Annotated in this window: 27 protein-coding genes; 21 read left to right on the top strand and 6 right to left on the bottom strand. The window is 41.8% G+C overall.

What is annotated here, in order from left to right; all coding sequences use genetic code 11:
• The first annotated feature begins 99 nt into the window (after positions 1–99).
• The 6 genes from MKY17_RS18395 to MKY17_RS18370 all read left to right on the top strand — a co-directional run bounded on the left by MKY17_RS18395 (position 100) and on the right by MKY17_RS18370 (position 4,889).
• Entirely contained in the window at positions 100–537 is a 438-nt protein-coding gene (locus MKY17_RS18395; RefSeq protein WP_034308239.1) for a BrxA/BrxB family bacilliredoxin, read from the top strand.
• A 309-nt stretch (positions 538–846) separates the two neighbouring features.
• Positions 847–1,656: a transporter substrate-binding domain-containing protein gene (locus MKY17_RS18390; protein ID WP_098369860.1), complete on the top strand. Its 810-nt coding sequence runs from the start codon at positions 847–849 to the stop codon at positions 1,654–1,656.
• Positions 1,657–1,786: 130 nt separating this feature from the next.
• Positions 1,787–2,446 carry an amino acid ABC transporter permease gene (locus MKY17_RS18385; RefSeq protein WP_063233181.1) on the top strand — a complete coding sequence of 220 codons (660 nt, stop codon included), beginning with the start codon at positions 1,787–1,789 and terminating at the stop codon, positions 2,444–2,446.
• Positions 2,439–3,161 carry an amino acid ABC transporter ATP-binding protein gene (locus tag MKY17_RS18380; protein WP_098369861.1) on the top strand — a complete coding sequence of 241 codons (723 nt, stop codon included), beginning with the start codon at positions 2,439–2,441 and terminating at the stop codon, positions 3,159–3,161. The genes MKY17_RS18385 and MKY17_RS18380 overlap by 8 nt, the downstream gene beginning before the upstream one ends.
• Before the next feature lie 191 nt (positions 3,162–3,352).
• A complete protein-coding gene (locus MKY17_RS18375; RefSeq protein WP_098369862.1) occupies positions 3,353–4,342 on the top strand; it encodes an aromatic acid exporter family protein in 990 nt (329 codons plus the stop codon).
• Between the two features lie 31 nt (positions 4,343–4,373).
• Complete coding sequence (locus MKY17_RS18370) at positions 4,374–4,889, top strand: L,D-transpeptidase (protein WP_098369863.1); 516 nt, start codon at positions 4,374–4,376, stop codon at positions 4,887–4,889.
• Between the two features lie 42 nt (positions 4,890–4,931).
• Here the strand turns inward: MKY17_RS18370 and prli42 are convergent, their stop codons facing one another.
• Positions 4,932–5,027 (bottom strand): stressosome-associated protein Prli42, encoded by a 96-nt coding sequence (gene prli42 / locus MKY17_RS18365; protein ID WP_155726463.1) that lies wholly within the window; start codon positions 5,025–5,027, stop codon positions 4,932–4,934.
• A gap of 167 nt (positions 5,028–5,194) precedes the next feature.
• On the opposite strand from prli42, the gene mce reads away from it, so the two are divergent.
• From mce to gndA, 5 genes are all read left to right on the top strand, one after another.
• Positions 5,195–5,620 (top strand): methylmalonyl-CoA epimerase, encoded by a 426-nt coding sequence (gene mce, locus MKY17_RS18360; RefSeq protein WP_098369864.1) that lies wholly within the window; start codon positions 5,195–5,197, stop codon positions 5,618–5,620.
• Positions 5,617–7,167, top strand: a complete 1,551-nt coding sequence (locus tag MKY17_RS18355; RefSeq protein ID WP_098369865.1) for a carboxyl transferase domain-containing protein — start codon at positions 5,617–5,619, stop codon at positions 7,165–7,167. The genes mce and MKY17_RS18355 overlap by 4 nt, the downstream gene beginning before the upstream one ends.
• Before the next feature lie 230 nt (positions 7,168–7,397).
• Entirely contained in the window at positions 7,398–8,519 is a 1,122-nt protein-coding gene (locus MKY17_RS18350; RefSeq protein ID WP_098369866.1) for a tripeptidase T, read from the top strand.
• 515 nt (positions 8,520–9,034) lie between these two features.
• Positions 9,035–10,309, top strand: a complete 1,275-nt coding sequence (locus tag MKY17_RS18345; protein WP_098369867.1) for a DNA polymerase IV — start codon at positions 9,035–9,037, stop codon at positions 10,307–10,309.
• A gap of 42 nt (positions 10,310–10,351) precedes the next feature.
• Positions 10,352–11,764, top strand: coding sequence for an NADP-dependent phosphogluconate dehydrogenase (gndA, locus tag MKY17_RS18340; RefSeq protein ID WP_098369868.1), 1,413 nt, complete (start codon positions 10,352–10,354; stop codon positions 11,762–11,764).
• 124 nt (positions 11,765–11,888) lie between these two features.
• Here gndA and MKY17_RS18335 read toward each other — a convergent pair whose 3' ends face one another.
• Entirely contained in the window at positions 11,889–12,062 is a 174-nt protein-coding gene (locus MKY17_RS18335) for a hypothetical protein (protein WP_034308217.1), read from the bottom strand.
• 294 nt (positions 12,063–12,356) lie between these two features.
• Between MKY17_RS18335 and MKY17_RS18330 the strand changes: the two genes are divergently transcribed.
• Positions 12,357–12,518: a hypothetical protein gene (locus tag MKY17_RS18330; RefSeq protein WP_179890982.1), complete on the top strand. Its 162-nt coding sequence runs from the start codon at positions 12,357–12,359 to the stop codon at positions 12,516–12,518.
• Positions 12,519–12,561: 43 nt separating this feature from the next.
• Here MKY17_RS18330 and zwf read toward each other — a convergent pair whose 3' ends face one another.
• Positions 12,562–14,061: a glucose-6-phosphate dehydrogenase gene (gene zwf / locus MKY17_RS18325; protein ID WP_339200286.1), complete on the bottom strand. Its 1,500-nt coding sequence runs from the start codon at positions 14,059–14,061 to the stop codon at positions 12,562–12,564.
• A 229-nt stretch (positions 14,062–14,290) separates the two neighbouring features.
• Here zwf and rnz point away from each other — a divergent pair, with 229 nt between their 5' ends.
• The 5 genes from rnz (at position 14,291) to MKY17_RS18300 (ending at position 19,151) form a co-directional block, all read left to right on the top strand.
• Entirely contained in the window at positions 14,291–15,232 is a 942-nt protein-coding gene (gene rnz / locus MKY17_RS18320) for a ribonuclease Z (RefSeq protein ID WP_339200284.1), read from the top strand.
• Between the two features lie 63 nt (positions 15,233–15,295).
• Entirely contained in the window at positions 15,296–16,114 is an 819-nt protein-coding gene (locus MKY17_RS18315) for a phytoene/squalene synthase family protein (RefSeq protein WP_339200283.1), read from the top strand.
• 207 nt (positions 16,115–16,321) lie between these two features.
• Complete coding sequence (locus tag MKY17_RS18310) at positions 16,322–17,317, top strand: ABC transporter substrate-binding protein (RefSeq protein ID WP_063233125.1); 996 nt, start codon at positions 16,322–16,324, stop codon at positions 17,315–17,317.
• Positions 17,318–17,350: 33 nt separating this feature from the next.
• Positions 17,351–18,382 carry an ABC transporter permease gene (locus MKY17_RS18305; protein ID WP_098369872.1) on the top strand — a complete coding sequence of 344 codons (1,032 nt, stop codon included), beginning with the start codon at positions 17,351–17,353 and terminating at the stop codon, positions 18,380–18,382.
• A complete protein-coding gene (locus tag MKY17_RS18300) occupies positions 18,357–19,151 on the top strand; it encodes an ABC transporter ATP-binding protein (protein WP_076365488.1) in 795 nt (264 codons plus the stop codon). The genes MKY17_RS18305 and MKY17_RS18300 overlap by 26 nt, the downstream gene beginning before the upstream one ends.
• 160 nt (positions 19,152–19,311) lie before the next feature.
• Here the strand turns inward: MKY17_RS18300 and MKY17_RS18295 are convergent, their stop codons facing one another.
• On the bottom strand, positions 19,312–19,863 hold the full coding sequence (locus tag MKY17_RS18295; protein WP_098369874.1) for a MerR family transcriptional regulator: 552 nt from the start codon (positions 19,861–19,863) through the stop codon (positions 19,312–19,314).
• Positions 19,864–20,101: 238 nt separating this feature from the next.
• On the opposite strand from MKY17_RS18295, the gene MKY17_RS18290 reads away from it, so the two are divergent.
• Complete coding sequence (locus MKY17_RS18290; protein ID WP_098369875.1) at positions 20,102–20,539, top strand: VOC family protein; 438 nt, start codon at positions 20,102–20,104, stop codon at positions 20,537–20,539.
• A gap of 108 nt (positions 20,540–20,647) precedes the next feature.
• Here MKY17_RS18290 and proC read toward each other — a convergent pair whose 3' ends face one another.
• On the bottom strand, positions 20,648–21,493 hold the full coding sequence (gene proC / locus MKY17_RS18285; protein ID WP_339200281.1) for a pyrroline-5-carboxylate reductase: 846 nt from the start codon (positions 21,491–21,493) through the stop codon (positions 20,648–20,650).
• A 512-nt stretch (positions 21,494–22,005) separates the two neighbouring features.
• Here proC and MKY17_RS18280 point away from each other — a divergent pair.
• From MKY17_RS18280 to MKY17_RS18270, 3 genes are all read left to right on the top strand, one after another.
• A complete protein-coding gene (locus MKY17_RS18280) occupies positions 22,006–22,974 on the top strand; it encodes an MBL fold metallo-hydrolase (RefSeq protein WP_098369876.1) in 969 nt (322 codons plus the stop codon).
• 23 nt (positions 22,975–22,997) lie between these two features.
• On the top strand, positions 22,998–23,789 hold the full coding sequence (locus tag MKY17_RS18275) for an SDR family oxidoreductase (RefSeq protein ID WP_260399628.1): 792 nt from the start codon (positions 22,998–23,000) through the stop codon (positions 23,787–23,789).
• A 161-nt stretch (positions 23,790–23,950) separates the two neighbouring features.
• Entirely contained in the window at positions 23,951–24,478 is a 528-nt protein-coding gene (locus MKY17_RS18270) for a DUF3221 domain-containing protein (RefSeq protein ID WP_098369878.1), read from the top strand.
• A gap of 80 nt (positions 24,479–24,558) precedes the next feature.
• On the opposite strand, the gene MKY17_RS18265 is transcribed toward MKY17_RS18270, so the two are convergent.
• Positions 24,559–25,218, bottom strand: coding sequence for an NlpC/P60 family protein (locus MKY17_RS18265; RefSeq protein WP_098369879.1), 660 nt, complete (start codon positions 25,216–25,218; stop codon positions 24,559–24,561).
• Positions 25,219–25,471: the final 253 nt, after the last annotated feature.

The following is a 25,471-nucleotide window of genomic DNA, read 5'->3' as shown; positions in this document are numbered from 1 at the left end:
TCGGAACGGTTTATGCGGTTTAACAGGTAAATTTATTGAATCACGAAGTGGCAATTGTTATGATAGGATTGAAGAGAAAACTTGGAAGGAGCAAATGCCATGAATATGGATTTTAATTTTTTAATGAACGACGTAGTCAAACAGGCTCGCGATGAGATAAAGACTGCTGGATATACAGAACTGACTACTCCCGAGGAAGTAGAGGAAGTATTTGCACAAAAAGGAACGACACTTGTTATGGTAAACTCCGTTTGTGGCTGCGCTGGGGGAATTGCTAGACCTGCAGCTGCTCATGCAATCCATAATGATAAACGTCCAGATCAGCTTGTAACCGTTTTTGCTGGGCAAGATAAAGAGGCGACGGAGAAAGCCCGTGATTATTTCGAAGGGTATCCGCCGTCATCCCCATCATTTGCATTGCTGAAGGATGGAAAAATCATCACCATGATAGAGCGTCATGAAATTGAAGGGCACCACCCGATGTCTGTAGTAGAAAAATTACAAGACTACTTCGATCAATATTGCGAAGAAGTGTAAGGCCATAGCCATAGCTGAAAAAAACCGCCCTTTCGGCGGTTTTTTTTATTCATGATTTTGCATAAGTCAGGGGCATTTAGGAAAGAAGATAGATAAGGATGCCGATATATTCCCTTTGGAGCTCAAAGCGCGGAACTTAGAAATGAAATTATAGCAATATTCTGAAAAATAAATCTATTATTTACGTTATTGAATAATTATAAGAGTGTGTTAAAATACACATTAGTGTATGAATATTAGTTATTCAAATTTTAACTAAACCAAATTCAATAACAAGAGAATTGAAAATATCATTTTGGAGGAATAATAATGAAGTTGAAAAAGCAGTTAGCATTGTTGCTTACTTCTGTTTTATTAGTAGGTATTTTAGCAGCATGCGGAACATCCGGGAAAGAAGATAAGGACACAGCTGGTACAGAAGACAAAAAGGTCCTGGTAATGGGAACATCTGCGGATTATCCGCCATTTGAATATGTTGAAACATCTAAAAGTGATGAAATCAAAGGATTTGACATCGATATCGCTAAAGCAATCGGAAAAAAATTAGGTTATGAAGTTAAAGTGAAGGACATTGACTTTAATAGTCTTGTGCCTGCTCTGGAAAATAAATCGGTCGATTTCGTTATCTCTGGAATGACTCCAACAGAAAAACGTGAGCAATCAGTCGATTTCAGTGATATTTACTATACAGCTAAAAACATGATCATCACGACAAAGGACAGTAAAATCAAAACTGTTGAAGATTTAAAAGGGAAAACCGTAGGCGTACAGCTTGCATCCATTCAGGAGACATTGGCAAATGACTTGAATAAATCCCAAGATATCGGGATGAAGGTTGAAAAACGGAATCGTATTCCTGAGGTTGTTCAAGAAATGTCAACAGGACGTTTTGATGCCGTGATCATGGAAGATACTGTGGCAAAAGGCTACTTGAAAGATAATAAAGAATTGGTGGGCCATTTGATTGCATCTGGTGAACAAGATGCCGGTTCGGCAATCGCTTTCCAAAAAGGAAGCAAGTTAACTGAAGAATTCAATGCCGAGTTGAAAAAAATGATGGAAAATGGTGAAATGGAAAAATTAATATTAAAATGGTTCGGTGGCAGTGAAACTGAATAATACAGAGAGATGAAAAGCGTTCAGAAGAGATTAGTATGCCTTCTGAACGTTTTTCCGCGCTTTATTGTTATTAAAATGAAGCAGGAGGAAGGACCTAAGATAAAGGCCTTCATAAGAGAGGATGAATGGAGTGAATCTGGAATTTGAAAGGATTATACCTTCCCTTCCATATATCCTGGAGGGGATACCGACTACATTAAAGGTTGTAGCGGTAGCGGCAGTAATCGGATTTGTTTTGGGAATATTATTATCTATACTTAAAATCAGCAGAATCAAGCCCTTAAATTGGATTGCTGACTTTTATACATCCATTTTTCGCGGTACACCTTTGGTGTTGCAATTAATGCTGATTTATTTTGGTTCACCACAAATATTAGGGATTCAAATCGAAGCGTTCCAAGCAGCATTTTTAGCATTCGGGCTAAATTCAGCGGCATACATCTCTGAAATTATCAGGGGAGGCATTTTAGCTGTCGATAAAGGCCAACGAGAGGCTTCGCTTGCACTTGGGGTTCCCTATTCAGGGATGATGCTTAATATTATCCTTCCGCAGGCCATCAAGAATATCCTGCCGTCCCTTGTTAACGAATTGATTTCCTTAACGAAGGAATCAGCCGTTGTCACAATTATTGGATTAGGGGATATCATGCGCCGTGCTTATATTGTCGGCGGTGAGACATATAAATTCTTCGAGCCGATATTATTTGCCGGCCTCATTTATTATGTGATGGTCATGGTTCTCACCATCTTAGGCAAAGTGATTGAAAGGAGAATGAGACGCAGTGATTAAAATTGATGGACTCAAAAAAAATTATGGTAAGCTCGAAGTATTAAAAGGAATCAGCACCGAGATAGGGCAGGGTGAAGTGTTAGCGATCATCGGTCCTTCCGGTTCGGGAAAATCAACTTTCTTACGCTGCATCAATATGCTTGAAATTCCAACTGATGGTCAAATCAGGTTTAAAGATCAAATCATCACTGAAAAAAAGACCAATATCATGAAAGTGCGTGAAAATGTCGGAATGGTATTTCAGCATTTTCATTTATTTCCGCATAAAACCGTACTGGAGAATCTGACATATGCACCTATGAAGGTGAAAAAACTATCAAAGGCCGAGGCTGTAAAACAAGCTCGTGAGCTCTTGAATAAAGTCGGTTTGTCCGATAAAGAAGCGACTTATCCGAATCGTCTGTCAGGCGGGCAAAAACAAAGGGTCGCGATTGCACGGGCATTGGCAATGAACCCGGAAGTAATCCTTTTCGATGAGCCGACTTCAGCGCTTGATCCCGAGATGGTAAAAGAAGTGCTCGAGGTTATGAAGTCACTGGCACATACGGGGATGACCATGCTGATCGTAACGCATGAAATGGGATTTGCCAGAGAAGTGGCCGATCGTGTACTATTCCTGGACGGGGGTCTGCTCGTTGAGGAAAGTGCTCCGGAAGAATTCTTTTCCAATCCGAAAAGCCAGCGTGCAAAAGACTTCTTGGAAAAAGTTTTATAAGCTAAAGAAAATAGTATATAATTGTGAAAAAAGGTAACGTTTAGGTTACCTTTTTTATTTTTTTCCTATAATGTATTTTTGCGTGAATGTATTTAGAAAAATTGGAAATTTAACTCGCAAAGGACTGTGAAAATATCTGATTTCCTGATAGTATTATAATAGATAGAGAAAGAGCCAGGTGATACATAACAATGTTTAAAATCGGATACAGGACGATTAAAACTGCTTTGGGGGCTACCCTGGCAATTATTATTGCACAAATGCTTAATCTCGAATATTTCTCTGCTGCGGGAATAATTGCGATCTTATGCATTCAAGTTACAAAAAAGAAGTCGGTGTATGCCTCCTGGCACCGGTTTTTAGCTTGTTTGATCGCAATGGCCTATGCATCCCTATTTTTTCATTTCATCGCATTCCATCCGCTGATAATAGGTTTGATCCTCTTGATTTTCATTCCAACGACTGTTGCCTTGAAGATTAATGAGGGGATTGTGACGAGCAGCGTCATCATCATGCACCTATACGGGGCGGGTGACATCACTTTATCCCTGCTGATCAATGAAACGATATTAATCGCAGTTGGAGTTGGAGTGGCGCTTGTCATGAATCTGTACATGCCCAGTGTCGATGACAAACTGCTGGCCTACCAGGAAAGCATCGAAACGAACTTTAGTGCGATCTTGATGGGAATTGTCCGCTATTTAAGGGATAATGATCACACATGGGATGGTAAGGAAATCACTGAAACAGCCAATCTTCTTAATCAAGCCAAAAGCCTTGCCTTCAGGGACGTGGAAAATCATTTTTTAAGGGAAGAAGACCTGTATTACCATTATTTCAAAATGCGTGAAAAGCAATTTGAAATAATTGAACGAATTCTGCCCCTGGTCACGAATATTCCACTGGTCGTCAAGCAAAGCGGGATAGTGGCTGATTTTATAGAAGATTTAGCAGAAAACGTCCACCCACAAAATACGGCCATCCTTTATCTGAAGAAACATGAAGAAATGGAGATTCATTTTAGGGGAATGGCACTGCCGCAGACACGGGAAGAGTTCGAATCCAGGGCCGCATTACTGCAGCTCATGAAGGAAATGGAGCGTTATTTATTGTTGAAGCATTCCTTCAAGGGACTACCCAAGCTGAACAGCAACCGAATGAAAAAGAGGCACTTGGCTTAAACTAAGCAAAAAAGTGAAGGAATTGATACAAATGAAATGGATCCTTTCTTTGTTGCTTATGCTACCTTTGTGGCCGTTGCAGGTACAAGCCCAACCTCAATCGGTTATGCCTGGCGATCCGTTTATCATCATCAATAAAGCTAACAATAAATTGGCGTTTATTGATGATAATGAGGTCAAGGAGATTCTGCCGGTCGGTACGGGAAAGAGTCAGGAACTTACACCCGAAGGGATTTTCACGGTCAAAGTAAAAGCAGTCAATCCATATTACCGGAAAAAAAATATTCCTGGCGGCGATCCCAGGAACCCTCTGGGGTCGCGGTGGATTGGATTCGATGCCCGAAATACCGATGGGAGGATTTACGGCATTCATGGTACGAATCAGCCATCATCAATTGGTAAATACATTTCAAATGGCTGTGTACGGATGCTTAAATCCGATGTAGAGCGTTTGTACGAAAAAGTCCCCATCGGCACTAAAGTGTTAATCACCATATCGAACGAGGATTTCAAAACGTTGGCAAAGAAAAATGGAGCGATAAAATAAAGAGAGGGAAGCTTTGCTCCCCTCCCAATTACTACGGTTCTATTACAAAAGAAATGCGATACCTGATAATAAGCTCGTTAATAACATTGAGATAAGCATTAAATACACGACGATTTTTCTAATTTTCTTGTTTCCCATATGCTCTCTCCCTTAAAACAGTTTAATTGATTTTATTTTAACTTGAACATTTAGTAGAAACAAGTAAAAGTATAATGTTCATATTATTCCGAATCTTAAAAGGCTTTAATGCAAGATTAGTAGTATTTTAATGGAGTCATCCAATAATACATAGCATGGGGGTTTTTATGATGATTAAAAATATCGACCATATAGGTATTGCCGTCAAGTCACTGGAGGAAGCCTTGCCACTTTACACGGAAACGTTGAAATTGAAACTTGAAGGAATCGAGACAGTTGGGAGCCAAGGAGTGAAAGTGGCCTTCATCCTGGCAGGCAATACCCGTTTGGAATTGTTGGAAGCGTTGTCACCGGCAAGCCCAATCGCTAAATTCATCGAAAAACGCGGTGAAGGGATTCATCATGTGGCACTTGGCGTCGATGACATCGAAGAGAGAATAAAAGAAATCAAAGAATCTGGATTGCGCATGATTGATGATTCATCAAGAAAGGGAGCGCACAATGCGGATGTTGCTTTCGTTCATCCCAAGTCTACCGCGGGTGTATTATATGAGCTTTGTGAACAAGCATTATCAAAGGAGGAGCAGAAATGACAGACATATACGATACGATCAATGACCTATATGACAGACGCCGCAAAGTGGAAATGGGCGGCGGTGAAGAAAGAATCGATAAGCAGCATGAAAAGGGCAAACTTACTGCAAGGGAAAGAATTGAACTTTTAGTTGATCCGGGTACTTTCATAGAGCTTAATCCTTTTATCAAACACCGTAATACCAATTTTGGCATGGAAAAGGAAGAAGGGCCAGGAGAAGGGGTTGTCACCGGTTACGGAAAGGTCAACGGCCGTGACATTTATCTGTTTTCACAGGATTTTACTGTTTTTGGCGGCGCACTCGGTGAAATGCATGCTCTGAAAATTGCTAATGTTATGGATTTGGCAGCGGAAAATGGAGCCCCTTTCATAGGTTTGAACGATTCTGGTGGCGCACGTATTCAAGAAGGCGTGGTTTCTCTTGACGGATATGGCCAAATTTTTTACCGGAATTCCATTTATTCAGGGGTCATTCCGCAGATTTCGGTTATTATGGGACCTTGTGCAGGTGGAGCCGTATATTCCCCGGCCATAACCGACTTTGTCTTCATGGTTGAAAAAACGAGCCAAATGTTCATAACAGGTCCTAAAGTCATTGAAACGGTTACAGGGGAAAAGATTTCATCTGAAGGATTGGGTGGAGCGACAGTACATAATACCATAAGCGGTAATGCCCATTTCAAGGGAGCATCTGAGGAGCAAGTATTGGCAGACGTTAGACGTCTCCTGAGTTATCTTCCACAAAATAATGAAGAGAAGCCGCCTGTTTTGGAAGCCGACGATGAAGATGACTACCGTCCGGACTTAACGGATGTAGTCCCTTATGAAGGGATCCGTCCATATGATGTTCGGAAAGTATTGGAGCAAGTTGTCGATGAGGGTTCCTTTATGGAAGTTCAAGAGGGTTTTGCGAAAAACATAGTGGTCGGCTTGGCGCGTATCAAAGGGAAATCAGTGGGGCTTGTATGTAACCAGCCAAAGGTATTGGCTGGGGGACTTGATATTGATTCATCAGATAAGGCTGCCCGTTTTATTCGTTTCTGTGACTCATTCAACATTCCGCTAATTACGTTTGAAGACGTTTCAGGGTTTTTCCCTGGCGTTAAACAAGAACATGGCGGGATCATTCGCCACGGTGCAAAGCTGCTATATGCTTATTCGGAAGCAACAGTACCAAAATTGACGATCATTCTGCGTAAAGCATACGGAGGAGCTTACGTGGCTCTTAATAGTAAATCCATCGGTGCGGATCTTACGTTTGCTTGGCCGAATGCTGAAATCGCGGTAATGGGGTCTGCTGGAGCGGCAAATATCATTTTTGCCCGTGAAATTCAAAATAGCCAAGATCCGGAAGCGACACGTGCAGCTAAAATTGAAGAATACCGTGAGAAGTTCGCCAATCCATATGTTGCCGCAAGTCTTGGAATGGTGGATGATGTTATTGATCCCCGTGAAACCAGGATTAAAATCATTCAATCACTTGATATGCTGCGCAACAAAAAAGAAACCCGACCATGGAAAAAACACGGAAATATCCCGTTGTGATCCAACATTGCAAGGAGCCCAAACTATCTGTTTTGGGCTCTTTTCCATACTGGGGAAGATATCATTTTTAAAGAAACCATTTATAAGTCAACATTCACCTTTTTAAAACGACCTATTGGCAGGGAAATGACCAGCATGCCATTCTGGGGTCTTCCTTTTCACATTATTTGCCGGGGCGCCGCTTTTAGAAGTATAATTAAAGAGGAAAACTTTTTTGGAGGTTTTATTTTATGATAAATGAAGAACGTTTAGTTAATGAATTTATGGAGTTGGTGCAGATTGATTCCGAAACGAAAAATGAAGCAGCCATCGCCAAAGTGCTGAAAGAAAAATTGGGGGCACTGGGTGTAGAGGTTTTTGAAGATGATACAACAGCAGTTACCGGTCATGGTGCAGGGAATTTAATATGTACTTTAAAAGGAAATAAAGAAGGCGTAGATACCATTTATTTCACCTCCCATATGGATACGGTTGTACCTGGGAACGGAATCAAGCCTTCCATCAAAGATGGATACATAGTGTCAGACGGAACGACCATTTTAGGTGCGGATGACAAAGCTGGATTAGCGGTCATGTTAGAAACGCTTAAAGTGTTGAAAGAACAGAATATCGAACATGGTACAATCGAATTCATCATTACAGTCGGTGAAGAATCTGGCTTGGTAGGGGCAAAGGCATTGGATCGCTCCCTTGTAACGGCTAAATTCGGTTTTGCACTTGATAGTGATGGAAAAGTGGGCAATGTGGTTGTTGCTGCACCTACTCAGGCGAAAGTATCTGCAACCATTTTAGGGAAGACTGCTCACGCGGGTGTCGCTCCTGAGAAAGGCGTTTCGGCCATTACGATCGCTGCCAAAGCAATCTCTAGAATGCCATTAGGCAGAATCGACGAGGAAACGACAGCTAATATCGGACGTTTCCAGGGGGGACAGCAAACCAATATTGTTTGTGACCATGTTGAAATCCTTGCAGAAGCAAGATCCTTGATTCCTGAAAAAATGGAAATACAGGTAGCGAAAATGAAAGAGGCATTCGAGACTGCAGCCATTGAAATGGGCGGACGTGCTGAAGTTGAAATTAACGTCATGTATCCTGGTTTTAAATATGGTGCTGGTGATCATGTAGTCGAAATCGCAAGAAAGGCAGCAAAGAAAATCGGCCGTCCTTGCGAGCTGGTTAAAAGCGGCGGAGGAAGCGATGCGAATGTCATTGCTGGCTTTGGCATCCCTACTGTCAATCTCGCAGTGGGCTATGAAGATATCCATACTACGAATGAAAGAATCCCAGTTGAGGAATTAACGAAGCTAGCTGAAATGGTTGTCACTATCATCAAAGAAGTATCAGGGGAATAATCACCCGAAATATGACAGGGAGATGGAGGGGAGTTTCCTGATTATATCGAAAATGGCTGACGTATTTCTTGCAGAATGACGATGAAAATGCCTTGCCGATTGAATTCATGTTTCCATCGAAAGGCCTGATGCCTTGCTTGCCGGGATTTCCTGCAACCAGGTAAATCAGCTCCCGGCTATGATGGCCAAAGGTGGATTGCAATAAAGACGGATATCCTCTCCATCAAACTATTGTCCAGGAACACGTGAAATCTTGATTTTACCGAATATATTCAAGGTGTTGCCGTTTGATTACGATCATTTATCAGCAAAAACTCGTATATATTTGCCAAGGTGTTAACAGTATTTAAGGAATATATTTACAGTCATCAATGACATGATGGCTGTTTTTCTTGGAGTGGAAGCATCTTTCAACGTGGTTACCAAAGATAAATAGGGGTACCTTAATAGAAGTGGTTTTTTATTGAGTCTATTATCCGGTATTTTTTAATTTTACAAGGATGTGACGGTCAAACATGAAGGACATGTATCCCAAAAATGGCAGGGTCATTCTCCATGTAGACATGAATAGTTTCTATGCTTCAGTAGAAATGTCATATGATGTTTCATTAAAAGGCAAACCGCTTGCCATTGCAGGCAATGTTGAAGAAAGAAGGGGCATAATCGTCACCTGCAGCTATGAGGCGAGGAAGTTCGGGGTTAAAACGACCATGCCGATTTGGCAGGCGAAAAAACTATGTCCTCAATTAATCATTCAGAAACCGAATTTCGAGCGTTATCGAAAGGCATCACTGGCTATTTTTGATGTTTTAAGGCAATATACAGAGATGGTTGAACCGGTTTCGATAGATGAGGGGTATCTGGATATTAGTGAATGCGCCGAATTGGGTTCGCCTTTAGATATAGCCAATAGCATTCAGGAAAGAATTTTTAATACGATGGATCTCCCTTGCAGCATCGGGATTGCCCCTAATAAATTTTTGGCCAAAACTGCTTCTGATATGAAAAAGCCAATGGGAATCACCGTGTTAAGGAAACGGGACATTTCGGAAAAGCTCTGGCCTTTACAAGTGGACCAAATGCATGGCATCGGGGATAAGACCTCGGAAAAGCTTCAAACTATCGGGATAATGACGATCAGGGACCTTGCACACGCCAATGATAGTCAACTTAAACAGCTTCTAGGGATCAATGGCATCCGTTTGAAAGATAGGGCTAATGGAATCGACCCAAGGGCAGTGGATCCCGAAGCGATTTTTGAGCATAAGAGCATTGGAAACTCGACAACTCTTCCGCATGACTCCTCCAATCAAAAAGAACTGATAGGTGTATTGGATAAGCTTTCCGGAAAGGTAGCCGTCCGTTTGAGAAATAAACGCCTGCTTGGTCAAAAAATAGGTGTGACGATCCGTTACAAAGACCGCCGCACAATAACGAGAAGCAGAACGGTCCCTAATCCAGTTTTTGAAAAAAAGGATATTTTGGATGGAGCTATCGATCTCTTTATGAAAAATTGGAATGGGGAAGGAATCAGGCTTCTTGGTGTCACGGCCTATGATGTCATCGAAAAAGAGTCGGCCTTCAAGCAACTGGATATTTTCTCCTTTCAAGAGGATGCAGAAAAAGAACCTCTGTATGAAGCGATGGAACACTTGCAAAATAAGTACGGAGAAAATATTATTAAAAAGGGATTACCCTTGAAAAACCGTTCAATTGGAACAGACACTAGCTTCAGCAAAGATTTCTTTGGGCAATCCAGGAGGAATGATCCTTCTTTTGACAAAGAATAGCGTACAAGCTGTGTAAAGATATAGAGAAGGGAAAGATGAAGCATGACAAAACAACAGATTGGCGTTATCGGACTAGCTGTAATGGGCAAGAACCTTGCATTTAATATTGAAAGCAGGGGATATTCAATTTCCGTGTATAATCGCTCAGGATCAAAAACGGACGAAATGATGAAGGAAGCGGAAGGCAAAAACGTAACAGCCGCTTATACGCTTGAAGAATTCGTCAATTCTTTGGAAACGCCACGCAAAATTTTATTGATGGTTAAAGCCGGAGCGGCAACAGATGCAACGATCGAGCAATTAAAACCGTTACTTGAAAAAGGTGATATCGTTATTGATGGAGGGAATACCTTCTTCAAGGACACTCAGCGCCGCAATGAGGAATTAAGCAAGCTTGGCATCCATTTCATCGGTACAGGCGTGTCAGGAGGGGAAGAAGGAGCTCTAACAGGTCCATCCATTATGCCTGGCGGTCAAAAAGAAGCATATGAACTTGTTGCACCGATCTTGAAGGATATTTCAGCTAAGGTCGATGGTGATGCTTGCTGTACGTATATCGGACCGGATGGGGCAGGTCATTATGTTAAAATGGTACATAATGGTATTGAATACGGGGACATGCAATTGATTTCCGAATCTTATTTCCTTCTGAAAAATCTCCTTGGACTATCTGCTGAAGAATTCCATGAAGTCTTTACTGAATGGAATGAAGGGGAACTTGATAGCTATTTAATTGAAATTACTGCTGATATTTTCAAAAAATATGATGAAGAAACCGGCAAGCCGATGGTCGATGTCATTTTAGATAAAGCTGGCCAAAAAGGTACAGGGAAATGGACAAGTCAAAGTGCGCTTGATCTTGGTGTTCCGCTTCCAATCATTACGGAATCCGTGTTTGCACGGTTTATTTCAGCAATCAAGGACGAGCGTGTTGAAGCTAGTAAAATCCTTCGTGGTCCAAAAGCCGAATCATTTACAGGCGACAAAAAGGCTTTGATTGAAAATATCCGTAAAGCACTTTATATGAGCAAAATCTGTTCATATGCACAAGGATTTGCACAAATGAAAGCAGCATCAGAAGAAAATGACTGGAACTTGCAATATGGGGAAATCGCGATGATTTTCCGTGGCGGCTGTATCATTCGTGCACAATTCCTCCAAAAAATCAAGGAAGCGTACGATCGTGAAGCGAACTTGAACAATCTGCTTCTAGATCCATACTTCCAAGGGATCGTCGAAAGCTATCAAGGAGCTTTACGTGAGGTAGTGTCAACGGCTGTGATGAACGGAATTCCGGTTCCTTGCTTATCATCAGCACTTGCCTATTTCGACAGCTATCGCACAGAAACGCTGCCAGCTAACCTGATTCAAGCTCAACGTGACTATTTTGGAGCTCATACTTATCAACGCATTGATAAAGAAGGAACGTTCCATACCGAATGGATGGAAAAATAAAAAGTTCAAGCCGGCTTAAAAGGGGATTCCCCTTTATACCGGCTTTTTTTGGTTGTAATTTTCATCATGTTAAGGACCTCGAATGCACAGAAAGAAGGGCGCTTTTTTGCGCCCTCTTTTTTTACTATCTCCGATGCTCTACAAGATCAATGACCCCTAATACAACATGTGCCAAACCGAAACCAAAAACCGTATTAGCTACCATTTTGTTTGAACCCCGGGTCTGCTTCATTGCATAACCCGCAGCTGTCACGGCTGTGCCCAACGCTGTTGGAATTAATCCTTCACGAATGTCCATAAGTTTAATCCCTCCGCACCGAAGTTAGTGGTGCCGTCCTCTGGCACCTTTTCTAGTGTAACCTTAGCAAGGATTTAGCATTCTTTTTCCATGAGGGTGAAAATGGTAAAAATGAACTAGTTGTAAATAGTTCCAATTTATTTACCTTTTTTAGGGAAAATGTAGTATGATGTATGTCATTCATCCTTGCTTTTTAGGTTTAAACATCTGCGGAAAAAGGAATATAAACATCGAAAGAGTTGGACGGACCGTAGGATACAGTAGGCAGAAAGAAGAGAGAAGGAGCGGAGACTTATGTTCATCATCTGGTGGGCTGTAGCCATTTTTTTATTTTTCATTGCCTTAGAATCTGGTGTTTCCTTTTGGCTTAATTCAGAAATAGAGGAAGAAATGTCTAAGCCCAAGGAAATGTTTGATATTATCCGGAATAAATTGCTGAGGAAGAGTGTTTCATGAATGAAGAAGGGATGCAGATTCAAATCTGCATCCCTTCTTCATTTCAATCTACATCATTTTGGTTATTCTTGATTTCCCACCAAATATGTCCATCTTCTTCCAGGAGTTCATCGGATGCCAGCGGACCTGTGGATCCCGCTTCATAGTTAGGGAAAGACTCGTCCTTAGTATTTTCCCATGCATTGGAAATGGTATCGACGAACTTCCATGATAGGGCAACCTCGTCCCAGTGCGTAAAGTTTGTAGCATCCCCGCGCATGCTGTCAAACAATAGCTTTTCATATGCCTCAGGAGAATTGATGTGTTCGATCCCTTTGTTGGAGACGGTCAGCTTCACTGGTTTTGTATTGGATGTCGTCCCGGATTTCTTAACATTTAAGTACAGTGTGATCCCTTCGTCAGGCTGGATATGGATAACGAGAAGATTCGGGTTCAGCGTTTCTTCCGTTTTATAATACAGATTCATTGGGATATCTTTGAATTGAACGACGATATTCGTTGATTTGACATCCATCCTCTTACCGGTACGGATATAAAAAGGAACACCGGCCCAACGGAAGTTATCAATCATCAATTTACCCGCCACATAGGTTTCTGTGTTGGATTCGGGATCTACGTTATGTTCATTTCGGTAGGCCGGAAGTGTTTGACCGTCTATCGTTCCTTCACCATATTGGCCACGGACGAAGTATTGATTGACTTCGTCCACTTTCATTGGTCGAAGTGAGCGCAATGCCCGCACTTTTTCGCTTCGAATCTCTTCTGTCGTCAAAGCGATCGGGGGTTCCATGGCAAGCAAGGCCACCATTTGCAGCAGATGGTTTTGGACCATATCCCTTAGGGCACCGCTGGTTTCATAATAACGCCCACGTTCTTCAACGCCAAGTGTTTCGCTTGAAGTAACCTGGATATTGGATATATATCTGTTATTCCAAAGCGGCTCGAATAGGGCATTTGAAAAACGTATTACCTCAATATTTTGTACCATTTCTTTACCTAAATAATGATCGATACGGTAGATTTCATCTTCAGCGAATGCAGTCCGAATCTGCTCATTCAATTTTTGTGCTGTTTCGAAACTGTGTCCAAATGGCTTTTCTATGACAAGGCGCTTATATCCATTCGTGTCGGTCAGGCCTTGAGCTTTAATCTGTTCGGCAATCGTTCCGAAAAACTCGGGTGCCATTGCCAAATAGAAGATCCGGTTTCCTTCTAATTGATATTGTCCGTCCAACTTTTCGGCAATGTCTTTTAACTGCAGGTATGATTCCGAACTGGAGACATCATGGGAGTGATAATGGAAATGGGTAATGAATTCGTCGACCTTTTCTTCCGCATGTCCGAACGTAAGTATGGAATCCTTGACACTTGTTTGGAACTCCTCGTTCGTCAAGGGCCTCCTTGCTACTCCAACGACGGCGAACTTATTGATTTTCTCTTTTTGAAATAGTCGATATATGGAAGGAAACAATTTCCTTTTCGCTAAATCTCCGGTAGCACCAAAAATCATGATCAATGCTGTTGGTTTATTATTTTCTGTCATGTTAAAACCTCAACTTTCCGTTAAATCTATCTATAAAGTTGGAATTCCCGTATGTGTACCAATTTCTAATTTTACGTTTAGCTTTCCCTCAAAGCAATCAATTTGCGCATTTTTTCTCATATTTCATTAAAAGTTTAATTTGGTTTCGGTTTTAATGAGTCATAAATGAAAGAGCACCTTGGTTATGCTATAGTTAAGTCATAAAGTATTTGCAACGGAGGTAGTATGAGTGGATTTCGTTTTATTGGGTACAGGCGCTGGCGTTCCGGCTAAAGCGCGTAATGTGACATCAATCGCCCTTCAATTATTGGAAGAACGAGGGACGGTTTGGTTATTCGATTGTGGGGAAGCAACACAGCATCAAATATTAAAAACGGCGGTCAAACCGCGAAAGGTTGAAAAGATCTTCATCACCCATTTACATGGTGACCACATCTTCGGACTGCCTGGATTTTTAAGCAGCAGATCTTTTCAGGGCGGAGTGGATAAATTGACCGTATATGGTCCACAAGGCATAGATGCATTTATTAAGACGAGCTTGCAGGTGAGTGGAACTCATTTAAAATATCCCTTGGAAATCATCGAAATAGAAGAAGGCGCAGTGTTTGAGGACGAAAAATTCACGGTGACGGCCATGTCGCTTGATCATGGCATTTACTGCATCGGTTACCGAATTGTGGAAAAAGACCGTCCGGGAAGCTTACTGGTCGACCGGCTGCGGTCTGAAGGTGTGAAGCCGGGGCCTCTTTTTAAAGCATTGAAAAATGGACAAACGGTCCGTCTCGATGATGGCCGTGTCTTAAATGGGAAGGACTATCTCAGTGCTCCGCAAAAAGGCCGGATCATCACGATTCTTGGTGATACAAGAATGTGCAGCAATGCGCTCATTCTTGCTGAATCGGCGGATTACCTTGTTCATGAAGCTACATTTTCAGCGGAAGAGTCCGAAATGGCATCAGCCTATTATCATTCGACCACCGTTCAGGCTGCAGAAACGGCTTTGAAAGCGGGAGCTAAGCATCTAATCCTTACGCATATCAGCTCACGGTATACTCCGGAGGATGCCGAGAGGCTAAAAGAGGAAAGCAAAGCGATCTTTGCAAACACGATTATGGGTGAAGATTTAATGGCAATTAAAGTTCCTTTGTATTCAGAGGAATCGGGCAGCTGAAATCAAAGCCAATGTTTGGTATAATTAATCAATTGTTCATTGGATATTTAAAGGAGTGTAAATATGACTGACAAAAGTGACCTACATACTAAAGCAATGGATTTTCTCCTAAAAACAAGCCGTACTTTTTTCATTCCAATCAGCTATCTTCCAAAGGGATTAAAAGAGGCTATTGGAGCTGCATACCTTTGTATGCGCGCCATCGATGAGATCGAGGACCACCCAGGTCTTCCTTCAGATATTAAGGTTTCCCTTTTACAGGCTCTTAGTGAGCTGCTTGATGCGGATTTCAGGGAAGAAGACCTTAAATCGTTATTTGAACCATATAAGGATGATCTTCCCGAGGTGACCCTGTTTCTTTCGGACTGGATTGAATTTTGTCCTCCCGGTGCAAAAGACAAAGTCTTGGAGTCGACAAAGGAAATGGCCGAAGGCATGGCAAAATGGGTTACGAAGGACTGGCAAATCCATAATGAAGAGGAACTCGATGATTACACATATTATGTTGCAGGTTTAGTGGGGGTCATGCTGTCTGATATGTGGAACTGGTACGATGGAACCGAAACGGACCGTGAACTTGCCATCGCATTTGGCCGTGGTCTTCAAACGGTCAATATCCTGCGTAACCGTGAGGAAGATGCAGAACGCGGTGTAAACTTTTATCCGGATGGCTGGGGTTTCGACGAGATGCTTGCCCATACGGAACATAATCTTGCATTAGCCGATGCATACATTGGAGAGATTGAAACGAAAGAGATCATCCACTTCTGTAAAATACCCTTGGAATTGGCAAAAGCCACATTGAAAGCCCTAAAAGAAGGCAAAGAAAAAATCGATCGTACTACAGTTACCGAAATTGTCAGCCAGGTTGTCGAACACTGATTTTTCATAAAGCTGCTGTGAAAGTTACCCTACCTTTCACAGCAGCTTTTTTCATGTTTTACATTCAGAACTCAAAAAATTCTAAAAAGTTAAAAAATATATTGGAATAATTGGGACTAAACGATTATAATTTAGGAAATAAAAGCGAAAAAGTTGACGTCGCTAGAAAAAACCTAATCTTAAATAAGAAAAAAGCGGGGGGAAAATATGAAAAAGAAATTATATTCAACTGCAGCTATGACATTGGTCGCAGGGTTATTATTGGCTGGGTGTGGAAATGACAAGGAAAAAGATGCGGCAAAGGATGACAGCAAAAAGGATACCTTCAACATTGGGGTAACACAAATCGTTCAGCATGATTCGCTGGATCAGGCTTATGAAGGATTCCAGGCGGCATTGAAGGATAGTGACATCAATGCCAAATATGATCTTCAAATTGCACAGGGTGACCAAAATAACAGTCAAACGATCGCCAATAACTTTGTTGGGGATAAAGTGGATTTAATCTTTGCCAATTCTACTCCTAGTGCTCTTAGCGCTTTGAATGCGACAAAGGATATACCAATCGTTTTTACATCGGTTACCGATCCTGTAGCGGCGGAGCTCGTTACATCTTTGGATAAGCCAGGCGGAAATGTGACGGGTACGACGGATTCCCATCCTGAAGCCATTGCCAAATCAATGAAATTCCTAGCGGAAGAACTTGGCGCCAAGACAATTGGGACCGTTTATAATACAGGGGAGCAAAATTCCGTCGTCCAAATAAAAAACGTAAAAGCGGAAGCGAAAAAAGCGGGATTGAAAGTCGTGGAAGCATCCGTCTCCACTTCAGCCGAGGTTAAACAGGCAACGGAATCATTAATCGGAAAAGCCGATGCTTTCTATATCATTACTGATAATACCGTTGTCTCCGCACTGGAATCGGTCATTTCGGTGGCAAATGATAAAGATATTCCATTGTTTGTTGGTGAGCTTGATTCCGTGAATGCTGGTGGTTTTGCAGCATATGGCTTCAGTTATTATGATATTGGTTATGAAGCGGGGCAAAAAGCGGTTGAAATCTTGAAGGATGGCAAAAAGCCTGGAGATATCCCGGTTCAATATCCACAAAAACTGAAATTGGTCATCAATGAAAAGGCAGCAAAAGATATGGGTGTTGAAATAAAAGAAGAATGGAAAGCAGATGCTGAGTTTGTAAAATAAACTCTGCTTTTGTTCGGGGAAGGAAGAAAAAAAATGTTCTCAGCTTTATTCAACTCTTTTGAGTCGGGAATGATTTATGCGATCATGGCACTAGGTGTGTATTTAACATTCAGGATTCTCGACTTCCCGGATATGACAGTGGAAGGCAGTTTTGTGACAGGGGCCTCTGTGGCCGCCATTATGATCGTTAACGGTTTCTCGCCAGTCATGGCCACGTTTTGTGCCATGGTAGCAGGTTTCATCGCGGGGACAATAACGGGATTCCTGCATACGAAAGGAAAAATCAATCCACTTCTGGCAGGTATCTTAATGATGATTGCCCTCTATTCCATCAATTTAAGGATCATGGGTGCATCTAACATTCCGTTGCTTTCTCAAACGACCATTATCACGAATATCCAGGATGCCTGGGCTGGCACTGGTATGGACAATATGTTGAATGGTCTTTTATCGATCGTGGGCCTTGGTGATAGTTTGCCAAAAACGTGGGCCATACTAATTGTTATGTTGATCGTGGCTTTAATCATTCAAGCTGGAATGTCAGCTTTTTTAAAAACGGAAATCGGTCTTGCTTTACGTGCGACGGGTGATAATGAAGCAATGGTCAAGAGTTTTTCCGCCCATACAGGAAACATGAAGATCCTGGGCCTTGCTATCGGAAATGCACTTGTGGCGTTCTCGGGATCCTTGGTTGCCCAATATAACGGGTTTAGCGATATTGGCATGGGGATTGGAATCATCGTCATCGGATTGGCATCCGTTATAATTGGCGAAGCATTATTTGGCTCAAAAACGATTGCACGTGCGACCCTTGCGGTCATTGGAGGAGCAATTATTTACCGAATTGTCGTAACATTGGCACTGCGCGTAGAATTCCTTGATACGGGTGATGTTAAATTAATTACGGCACTTATTGTGGTAGGGGCACTTGTCATTCCGAAAATTACCGATAAACAAAAGGAAAAAAGCCGAAAGAAAAGGCGTCTCAAAGAAATACAGATGCGCCATGGTGGGACTTTATCGAAAGGGGGAGAAGGATATGCTTCAGTTAAATCAGATTTATAAGGTCTTTAATGAAGGGACACCAGATGAAAAGCTAGCCCTTGGGAATCTGGAACTGCAGATGACAAAAGGCGAATTTGTAACAGTCATCGGGAGTAATGGGGCAGGTAAATCGACGCTGATGAACATGATATCCGGCAAAATTCTCCCTGATGCCGGTGAAGTCATCATTGATGGTGAAAATGTATCGGCCATTGAAGAACATGCCCGTGCTAAAATGATTGGCCGCGTTTTTCAGGATCCCATGCTTGGTACGGCACCACATATGACGATTGAAGAAAATATGGCGATTGCCTATGGCAGAACCAATAGAAGAGGTTTGGGCTTTGGGGTGACAAAAAAACGGAAAGAACTTTTTAAAGAATGTTTGGGTACCCTTCATTTAGGCTTGGAAAATCGGATGACTGCAAAAGTGGGATTATTATCAGGAGGGGAGCGCCAAGCATTATCATTGTTGATGGCGACCTTCACCGATCCTAAAATCCTGCTTCTTGATGAACATACAGCCGCTCTCGATCCTTCCAGGGCAGAGCTTGTTACAAATCTGACGAAGGAAATCGTCGAAAAGAACAAGCTAACGACATTGATGGTGACTCACAATATGCAACAGGCAATCGATCTTGGAAATTCCTTGATCATGATGGATAAAGGACAAATCATTTTTGAAGCAAGAGGTGCTGAAAAGCAGAAGCTTACCGTTGAAAAACTGCTTAACGAATTCCAACGCATCAAAGGCGAAAAAATGCTCAATGACCGTGCAGTGTTGATTTAAGCTGAGAAAAGGCCCGACCCAGGTGAGATTAATCCTTGGGTCGAGCCTTTTTATTTTTGGGGTGATTAATTAGATCGGGTCCTATTACTGAAGAAATGCTCGGCATAAGAAAAATGGCTATCGTGGGGTGCTCATGATCCATCTTGAATGATAATCGATGTTAATCGCTGTCGGCTGTGCTCCATGATGAACTATCGTTCTTTCTGTTTCCAAAAATCATTTTTATGAATGGCTTTTTCTTCGTCTTTTTAGTGGCAGCAGCTTCTTCAGCCGCAAGGAAATAATCAAACGGCTGACCCATTGGTGTTTCTAACGCTTCGATACGGGCTTCGAGTTTCTTAACGAGTTTGTGCATTTCTTCCATTTCACTTCTGTGCTGTAAAAGCTGATAGGATACAACATCGTCCGCTTTTGTTTTCAGACCATTTTCAAGCCTGGTGACCCGTTCTAGCAGTTGATCATGTTCTTTATCCGGTTCGGAGTGTTTCTGGATGGTTGCTTTTCTAATCTTTTTCTCTGAGATGCTGACCTTTTGGAGAATGATGCCCTCGTTCAGCTGATCTTGGATTTTTCTCAATAATGCAATGTCTTCATCCGAAAACTGGTAGTGGCCAAGCTGATTCCGTTCTACTTCCATGTTCAATTGGGTGACCCAGCGTTGAATCGTACTATGGGAAACATTCAGTAACCGGGCAACTGCACTTGTATTCATCGAGATTCCCCCTTTTAGTTGTTGAATTCGATAAGTATGAGGGAATTCCTTTACAGATGACAAAACATGTATTCATTCGGCAAAGAAAGTGGAATTCCTACGTAATTTGCATAAGGAGCGATGTTAGGAACTTTAAGAAGCATTTGTGATGGTGTGGCTGATGGTCAATCAAGCTATAAAGGGAAAAGTGATCCAGATGTCGAATTTACCCTTAAAACATGGAAAAAGGAGGACTAGTATGAACAGGATCAACATTATAACTTTAGGTGTCAGGGATATTACTGAATCATTAAGGTTTTACCGGGACGGGTTGGGGTTCCGTACATCGATTAAAGAGGACGAAGACGAACCCGCAATCGTTTTTTTTAATAATGCCGGAACGAAACTTGCTTTGTATCCTTTAGAGGAGCTGGCCAAAGACATCAATGAGAAGGAACCGCCTAAGAAAAAGGGTTTCCCGGGTCTTACGCTCGCTTATAATGCTAAATCAATTGAAGAAGTGGATGATGTGATCAACAAGGCTGAAAAGGCTGGGGGAACAATCGAGAAATCACCTCAGGATGTTGTTTGGGGAGGATACAGCGGATATTTTTCAGACCTCGATGGTTACTATTGGGAGGTTGCGTATTCAAAGGATTGGAGTTTCGATGAAAATGATATGTTGATTATAAAGTAACGCTCACTCCGGAAGGATTACCCTTTATAGGATGTCCGGATCATAAAAAGGGCTGTTGCCTGGCCGCTGCCGTAGGAGTGGCCAGGCAACAGCCGATCATCATGCGGCTTACTGCGAAACTACATATTTGGCTAGTTCTTTACTTATTTGATTGCCCATTCGCTTCGATTGCTCTGTCGCTTCTTGTACACAGGCAATGAATGCTTCTTCCACTTGATGTGCTTGAAGTGCTTTCAGACCTGCTTCAGTCGTTCCACCTGGTGAAGTTACTTCCTTTCTTAGTACGGCAGGCGTTTTAGGTGATTTCTGTAACATATCGGCCGCACCCATCAGTGTCTGTAGAATCAATTGCTTGGCGGTTTCGGAATCGAGACCTATTTTTTCTGCTGATTTTTCCAATGCCTCGACTAAGTAATAAATATAAGCCGGACCACTGCCTGATAAGCCTGTTACCGCATCTAGCTGGGTTTCTTCGACCACTGCCACCATACCTACCGTTTCAAAAAGGGTAATCGCCGTTTGTAATTGCGAGTCTTTCGTATGACCGTTAGCCGCAAGGGCCGTTGCTGATTTTCCTACAGCTGCCGATGTATTAGGCATGGCACGGACAATCGAGAACCGCTTGTTGGCGATTCCTTCCAAGCTTGTTGTATGAACCCCGGCAACAACGGAAATGAACAGCATTTCCTCACGAATGTATTCTTTTATTGATTGCATCGTTTCTAAAATATCTTTCGGTTTCACCGCCAGTACGACAAGGCTTGCATCCTGTACTAATTTCTGCAGCGATCTTGTGGCAGTTACACCATATTGGTTCTTTAAATAATCAAACCGTTCATCATTTGATTTATTTGTTACAAAAATATTTGCTGGTTCAATTACCTGTTGGGTCACCAGCCCCGAAATGATTGCTTCTGCCATCGATCCAGCTCCGATAAACGCGATTTTTTTCATATTTCCCGCTCCTTTTTCTTTTAAATTTTCGGCCTTTTTTAAAAAAACAAAAAGACCCCTCATCCAATAAAGGACGAAAGGTCTAGCTTCCGTGGTACCACCTTTGTTCAACTTTTCCATAACAAATAAACAGAAAAGCTGCACTTGAATCCTCTAACGCGGGAATTACGTCAGGTTTTCCTGAAGGCTCATAAGGTAGGTTCAATAATGAGGGGGCGATGAAGCCTTTCAGCACATTCCGAGCTTCACTCTCTTTACGCCATCATAAATTTACTTGGCCTTAATCAATGCCACGCCGTCTTTAATTACTTGTGATTATGAAGGATATATCAGTACTCTGTCAATGATAATATATGCAAGGACGATAAAAAGTAGACATGAATTATGTGAAAATAATGACAGTGATTTAAAATACATGTAAAATGGTAATTATACATGATAAGTGTACTAGGAATCTTGTTTAGCGTATAAAAAGATTTATATAAATATAATTTTCTAAGGTGGAAAAGATTATGGCGAATTGGAATGGAGATATTGCAAAACTTGCTTTGCCCACGCCGTTTGCAGTGGGTGATGTGAATGTTTATGTAGTTAAAGGTGATGCTTTAACGTTATTCGATACTGGAGTGAAAACAAAACGATCAAAGGAAGCCCTGACTAACGGGCTTGGGGATTTGGGTCTGAAACTGACTGATATCGAACAAATCATTTTAACCCATCATCATCCTGATCATGCTGGTGCACTCGATTTCTTTGAAAAGGAAATCCCGGTTTATGGACACAAAAACAATCAGCGCTGGCTGACTATCAGTGATGAATTCCTTGAAACCCATAATCGTTTTTTCCTTGATTATGCCACAAAGTTCGGGGTGGCAGAAGAGTTGAAAAATAAACTGATCCATAATCGCGACGAAATCAGTTTCCTTAGTGAACGGAAGCTTCAAGGATATTTGGCTGAGGGTGATGAGCTCCCTGGTCTTCCAGGCTGGAAAGTGATCGAGACCCCAGGGCATGCTCAAAGCCATTTATCATTTTACCGGGAAAGTGACGGTGTCATGATCGCAGGCGATCACTTGCTTGCCAAGATCTCACCTAATCCATTAATGGAACCACCTTTACTTCCCGGAGGCATGAGGCCTCGTCCGTTACTGCAATATAATGCATCACTTCAGAAATTATTGGATTTTTCCATATCCACTGTTTACTCTGGACATGGATCTGAAGTGGAAGGAGATGCGGTTGCCGACTTGATTCAATATCGATTTGAGCGGCAGCATAACCGTGCCATGCAGGTGAAAAGCATGCTTCAAGATAGGCCTTTATCTGCCTTTGAAGTGTGTCAGCAGCTTTTTCCGAAAGTATACCTTCAGGAAGTGGGCCTGACACTTTCGGAAACGGTCGGTCAGCTGGACTATTTAGAAGACTTGGGTGAAGTCGAAACAGAAATCCAATCAGGGGTCATTCTGTATTCAATCGCTTAATGTTCGCAAGGAGGCTCACTTTTTTGAATAAGTTGCAAGGCAAAGTTATTGTTATTACCGGTGCTTCCGGAGGGATTGGCAAGGAAGTTGCCATTCAAAGTGCAAAGCAGGGAGCCCGTCTCGTCCTCTTGGCCAGAAGCCTGGATAAATTACTGCAGCTAAAGAATGAACTGATCACCCAATATGGGATTGATGCATATGCCTATAAGCTTGATGTTGCAGATACTGATCAGGTGACAAATGTATTTAATGATATCCATGCGCAAATAGGAGAAGTGGATGTGTTGGTCAACAATGCTGGTTTCGGCACATTTAAAGAAGCACAGGATACGGAATTAAATGAAACGAAAGCAATGTTTGCTGTCAACGTCATTGGATTAATGGCCTGCACAAAGCTGGTTCTCCCGTATATGAAGCAGAGAAAAGCGGGGCATATCATCAACATAGCTTCACAGGCCGGTAAAATCGCCACTCCTAAATCAACATTGTACTCTTCGACCAAGTTCGCTGTTCTTGGTTATTCAAACGCACTTCGGCTCGAGCTGATGGATGATCATGTTTTTGTGACTACCGTCAATCCTGGCCCTATAGAAACGAATTTCTTTAACATTGCGGATGAATCAGGTACATACTTAAAGAATGTTGAAAAATTCATGCTTAAGCCTGGAGATGTCGCTGCCAAAATCGTAGCGGCGATGCTGACCAATAAGAGGGAAATCAATCTCCCTGGCTGGATGAATTTAGCTGGGAAATGGTATAACATGTTTCCAAAGATCACTGAAACATTAGGAAAAAAAGCATTTTTTAAAAAGTAGGCTAGACCTTCGATACCGGAAAAGGAGAAAGTTGGTCTAATGATAGGCAAAGGGGAATGTCGATGACATTCCCCTTTTTGAAATGACCGAAGTTTTCTATGTTAAATAATTTGGTAACTATTTCAGGGGGAATTCGTCTATTTCTATTAGGAGGGATTTGTATGAAGATGATAGTGAACCTTTATATCTCTATATTCGTTGCCCTTATTCTGGGTAGCTGCCAATCTCCTGATTGGAACATGGAGGAAGTCATTGATAAGGGGGAAGAAGGTTTCATTACGGATCTGGACGATAAAAGGATTTTGATTAAAGGGACGTATTATAAGGTGACCAATGATACATATATTCAAGATCAACATGGTAATGACCTCGAGTATTCCGACCTGGAAATCGGGATGAAAGTGAAGCCATGGCACCGGGGCGGGGTGAAGAAATCATTTCCTGGGAAAGCGGAAGCGGAACTGATTCTTGTTTTGACGGATGAAAAAAGCTTAGCCGAACAAAGGGCGGTCACTGCTGCCATCAATCATGTCAGCAAAGCGGAAAGTCAGCGATTCATGGTTCTCGAAGTCGTCCATTTACCATTAGAGCATGTTTATAATATCGAAATGATGAATCGTTCAAACTTAGACTCTTCATTCATCGTGACAGTAGAGGATTTAACGGATGAAATATTATATATAAAATAAAACAACTGGACTGAATCACTTTGGTTCTGTCCGGTTGTTTTATGGGGATTCGCTCACAAGAATAAGATCTTGTCCTGATTTTATAAAGTTTTCGCACCTAAATATTTTGGTTTCCAATAAGAATTATCCATATCCGTGATGGTTATTCCTTTAGAAGACGTAGCACTAATGAATTGACCATTTCCGATATAGATCCCAACATGGGATACTCCTGTTCTTCCAGAAGAAGTATCAAAGAATACAAGATCACCCTTAGCTGGTGAAGATACTTTTAAACCTGTATTGGAATAGAGCAATGATGTTGTACGCGGTAAGGTAATTCCTTGTGATTTCTGGAATACATAATAGACGAAGCCCGAGCAGTCGAATCCAGTCGGTGTCGTCCCGCCCCATTTGTAAGGTTTGCCTATTAAGGTTTTTGCATAGCTTACCAGGCTTGTATTATTGACATTATAAACACCAAGCGCATTAAATGTGCCTCGGCCGGCAATCCCATCGGCAGTTAACCCTTTGGCTTTTTGGAATTTTTTTACTGCAGATACAGAATAGGTGCCGTAATATGTAGTCAGTGAACCTGTATATGTGAAATAACCTTTGGTTTTTAAAAGTTGTTGTAGTTGTTTGACATCGCTGTGTGTCATTCCGGGTCTGAGGGTTTGATCTCCAATATTTGCAAAGGCTTGCAGTGGGGTTAGCATCATGGCAGATGCAACAGCAGCTGAAGCGATCCATTTCTTCATAATTTTCATTTCCTCTCTATCTATCTCTCTATAATTCTTAACAATATTATCCTACAATACCATTATGACAATTAGACATAAATTTGGTTACAGTTTTATTACAAAAAATGAGCAGTAAGACTAAATTATAAGTGGACGAAAGCCTGTTGAAAAGGGTGGACGAATTTAAAAAAACTGAGCATAAGGATCCATTAAAAAATATTCAAGCTACTAATGATTCTCTTTTAAAAAAACAATTTGGATATGGAGTTTA

This window comes from Peribacillus sp. FSL P2-0133, assembly GCF_037975445.1.
GTDB lineage: Bacteria > Bacillota > Bacilli > Bacillales > DSM-1321 > Peribacillus > Peribacillus simplex_E.
The sequence above is the reverse complement of the archived record's forward strand: the minus strand, read 5'-3'. Positions and strand labels throughout refer to the sequence as shown.

Excerpts from the sequence above, each read along its gene's own strand:
- MKY17_RS18350 (WP_098369866.1), top strand. The coding sequence starts at position 7,398 with ATGATAAATGAAGAACGTTTAGTTAATGAATTTATGGAGTTGGTGCAG.
- gndA (WP_098369868.1), top strand. The coding sequence starts at position 10,352 with ATGACAAAACAACAGATTGGCGTTATCGGACTAGCTGTAATGGGCAAG.
- proC (WP_339200281.1), bottom strand. The coding sequence starts at position 21,493 with ATGAAAAAAATCGCGTTTATCGGAGCTGGATCGATGGCAGAAGCAATC.
- MKY17_RS18345 (WP_098369867.1), top strand. The coding sequence starts at position 9,035 with ATGAAGGACATGTATCCCAAAAATGGCAGGGTCATTCTCCATGTAGAC.
- MKY17_RS18295 (WP_098369874.1), bottom strand. The coding sequence starts at position 19,863 with ATGAATACAAGTGCAGTTGCCCGGTTACTGAATGTTTCCCATAGTACG.
- MKY17_RS18395 (WP_034308239.1), top strand. The coding sequence starts at position 100 with ATGAATATGGATTTTAATTTTTTAATGAACGACGTAGTCAAACAGGCT.
- MKY17_RS18355 (WP_098369865.1), top strand. The coding sequence starts at position 5,617 with ATGACAGACATATACGATACGATCAATGACCTATATGACAGACGCCGC.
- prli42 (WP_155726463.1), bottom strand. The coding sequence starts at position 5,027 with ATGGGAAACAAGAAAATTAGAAAAATCGTCGTGTATTTAATGCTTATC.
- MKY17_RS18270 (WP_098369878.1), top strand. The coding sequence starts at position 23,951 with ATGAAGATGATAGTGAACCTTTATATCTCTATATTCGTTGCCCTTATT.
- MKY17_RS18390 (WP_098369860.1), top strand. The coding sequence starts at position 847 with ATGAAGTTGAAAAAGCAGTTAGCATTGTTGCTTACTTCTGTTTTATTA.
- MKY17_RS18370 (WP_098369863.1), top strand. The coding sequence starts at position 4,374 with ATGAAATGGATCCTTTCTTTGTTGCTTATGCTACCTTTGTGGCCGTTG.
- MKY17_RS18300 (WP_076365488.1), top strand. The coding sequence starts at position 18,357 with ATGCTTCAGTTAAATCAGATTTATAAGGTCTTTAATGAAGGGACACCA.
- MKY17_RS18280 (WP_098369876.1), top strand. The coding sequence starts at position 22,006 with ATGGCGAATTGGAATGGAGATATTGCAAAACTTGCTTTGCCCACGCCG.
- MKY17_RS18375 (WP_098369862.1), top strand. The coding sequence starts at position 3,353 with ATGTTTAAAATCGGATACAGGACGATTAAAACTGCTTTGGGGGCTACC.
- MKY17_RS18290 (WP_098369875.1), top strand. The coding sequence starts at position 20,102 with ATGAACAGGATCAACATTATAACTTTAGGTGTCAGGGATATTACTGAA.
- MKY17_RS18330 (WP_179890982.1), top strand. The coding sequence starts at position 12,357 with ATGTTCATCATCTGGTGGGCTGTAGCCATTTTTTTATTTTTCATTGCC.
- mce (WP_098369864.1), top strand. The coding sequence starts at position 5,195 with ATGATGATTAAAAATATCGACCATATAGGTATTGCCGTCAAGTCACTG.
- MKY17_RS18265 (WP_098369879.1), bottom strand. The coding sequence starts at position 25,218 with ATGAAGAAATGGATCGCTTCAGCTGCTGTTGCATCTGCCATGATGCTA.
- MKY17_RS18310 (WP_063233125.1), top strand. The coding sequence starts at position 16,322 with ATGAAAAAGAAATTATATTCAACTGCAGCTATGACATTGGTCGCAGGG.
- MKY17_RS18335 (WP_034308217.1), bottom strand. The coding sequence starts at position 12,062 with ATGGACATTCGTGAAGGATTAATTCCAACAGCGTTGGGCACAGCCGTG.
- MKY17_RS18305 (WP_098369872.1), top strand. The coding sequence starts at position 17,351 with ATGTTCTCAGCTTTATTCAACTCTTTTGAGTCGGGAATGATTTATGCG.
- MKY17_RS18315 (WP_339200283.1), top strand. The coding sequence starts at position 15,296 with ATGACTGACAAAAGTGACCTACATACTAAAGCAATGGATTTTCTCCTA.
- zwf (WP_339200286.1), bottom strand. The coding sequence starts at position 14,061 with ATGACAGAAAATAATAAACCAACAGCATTGATCATGATTTTTGGTGCT.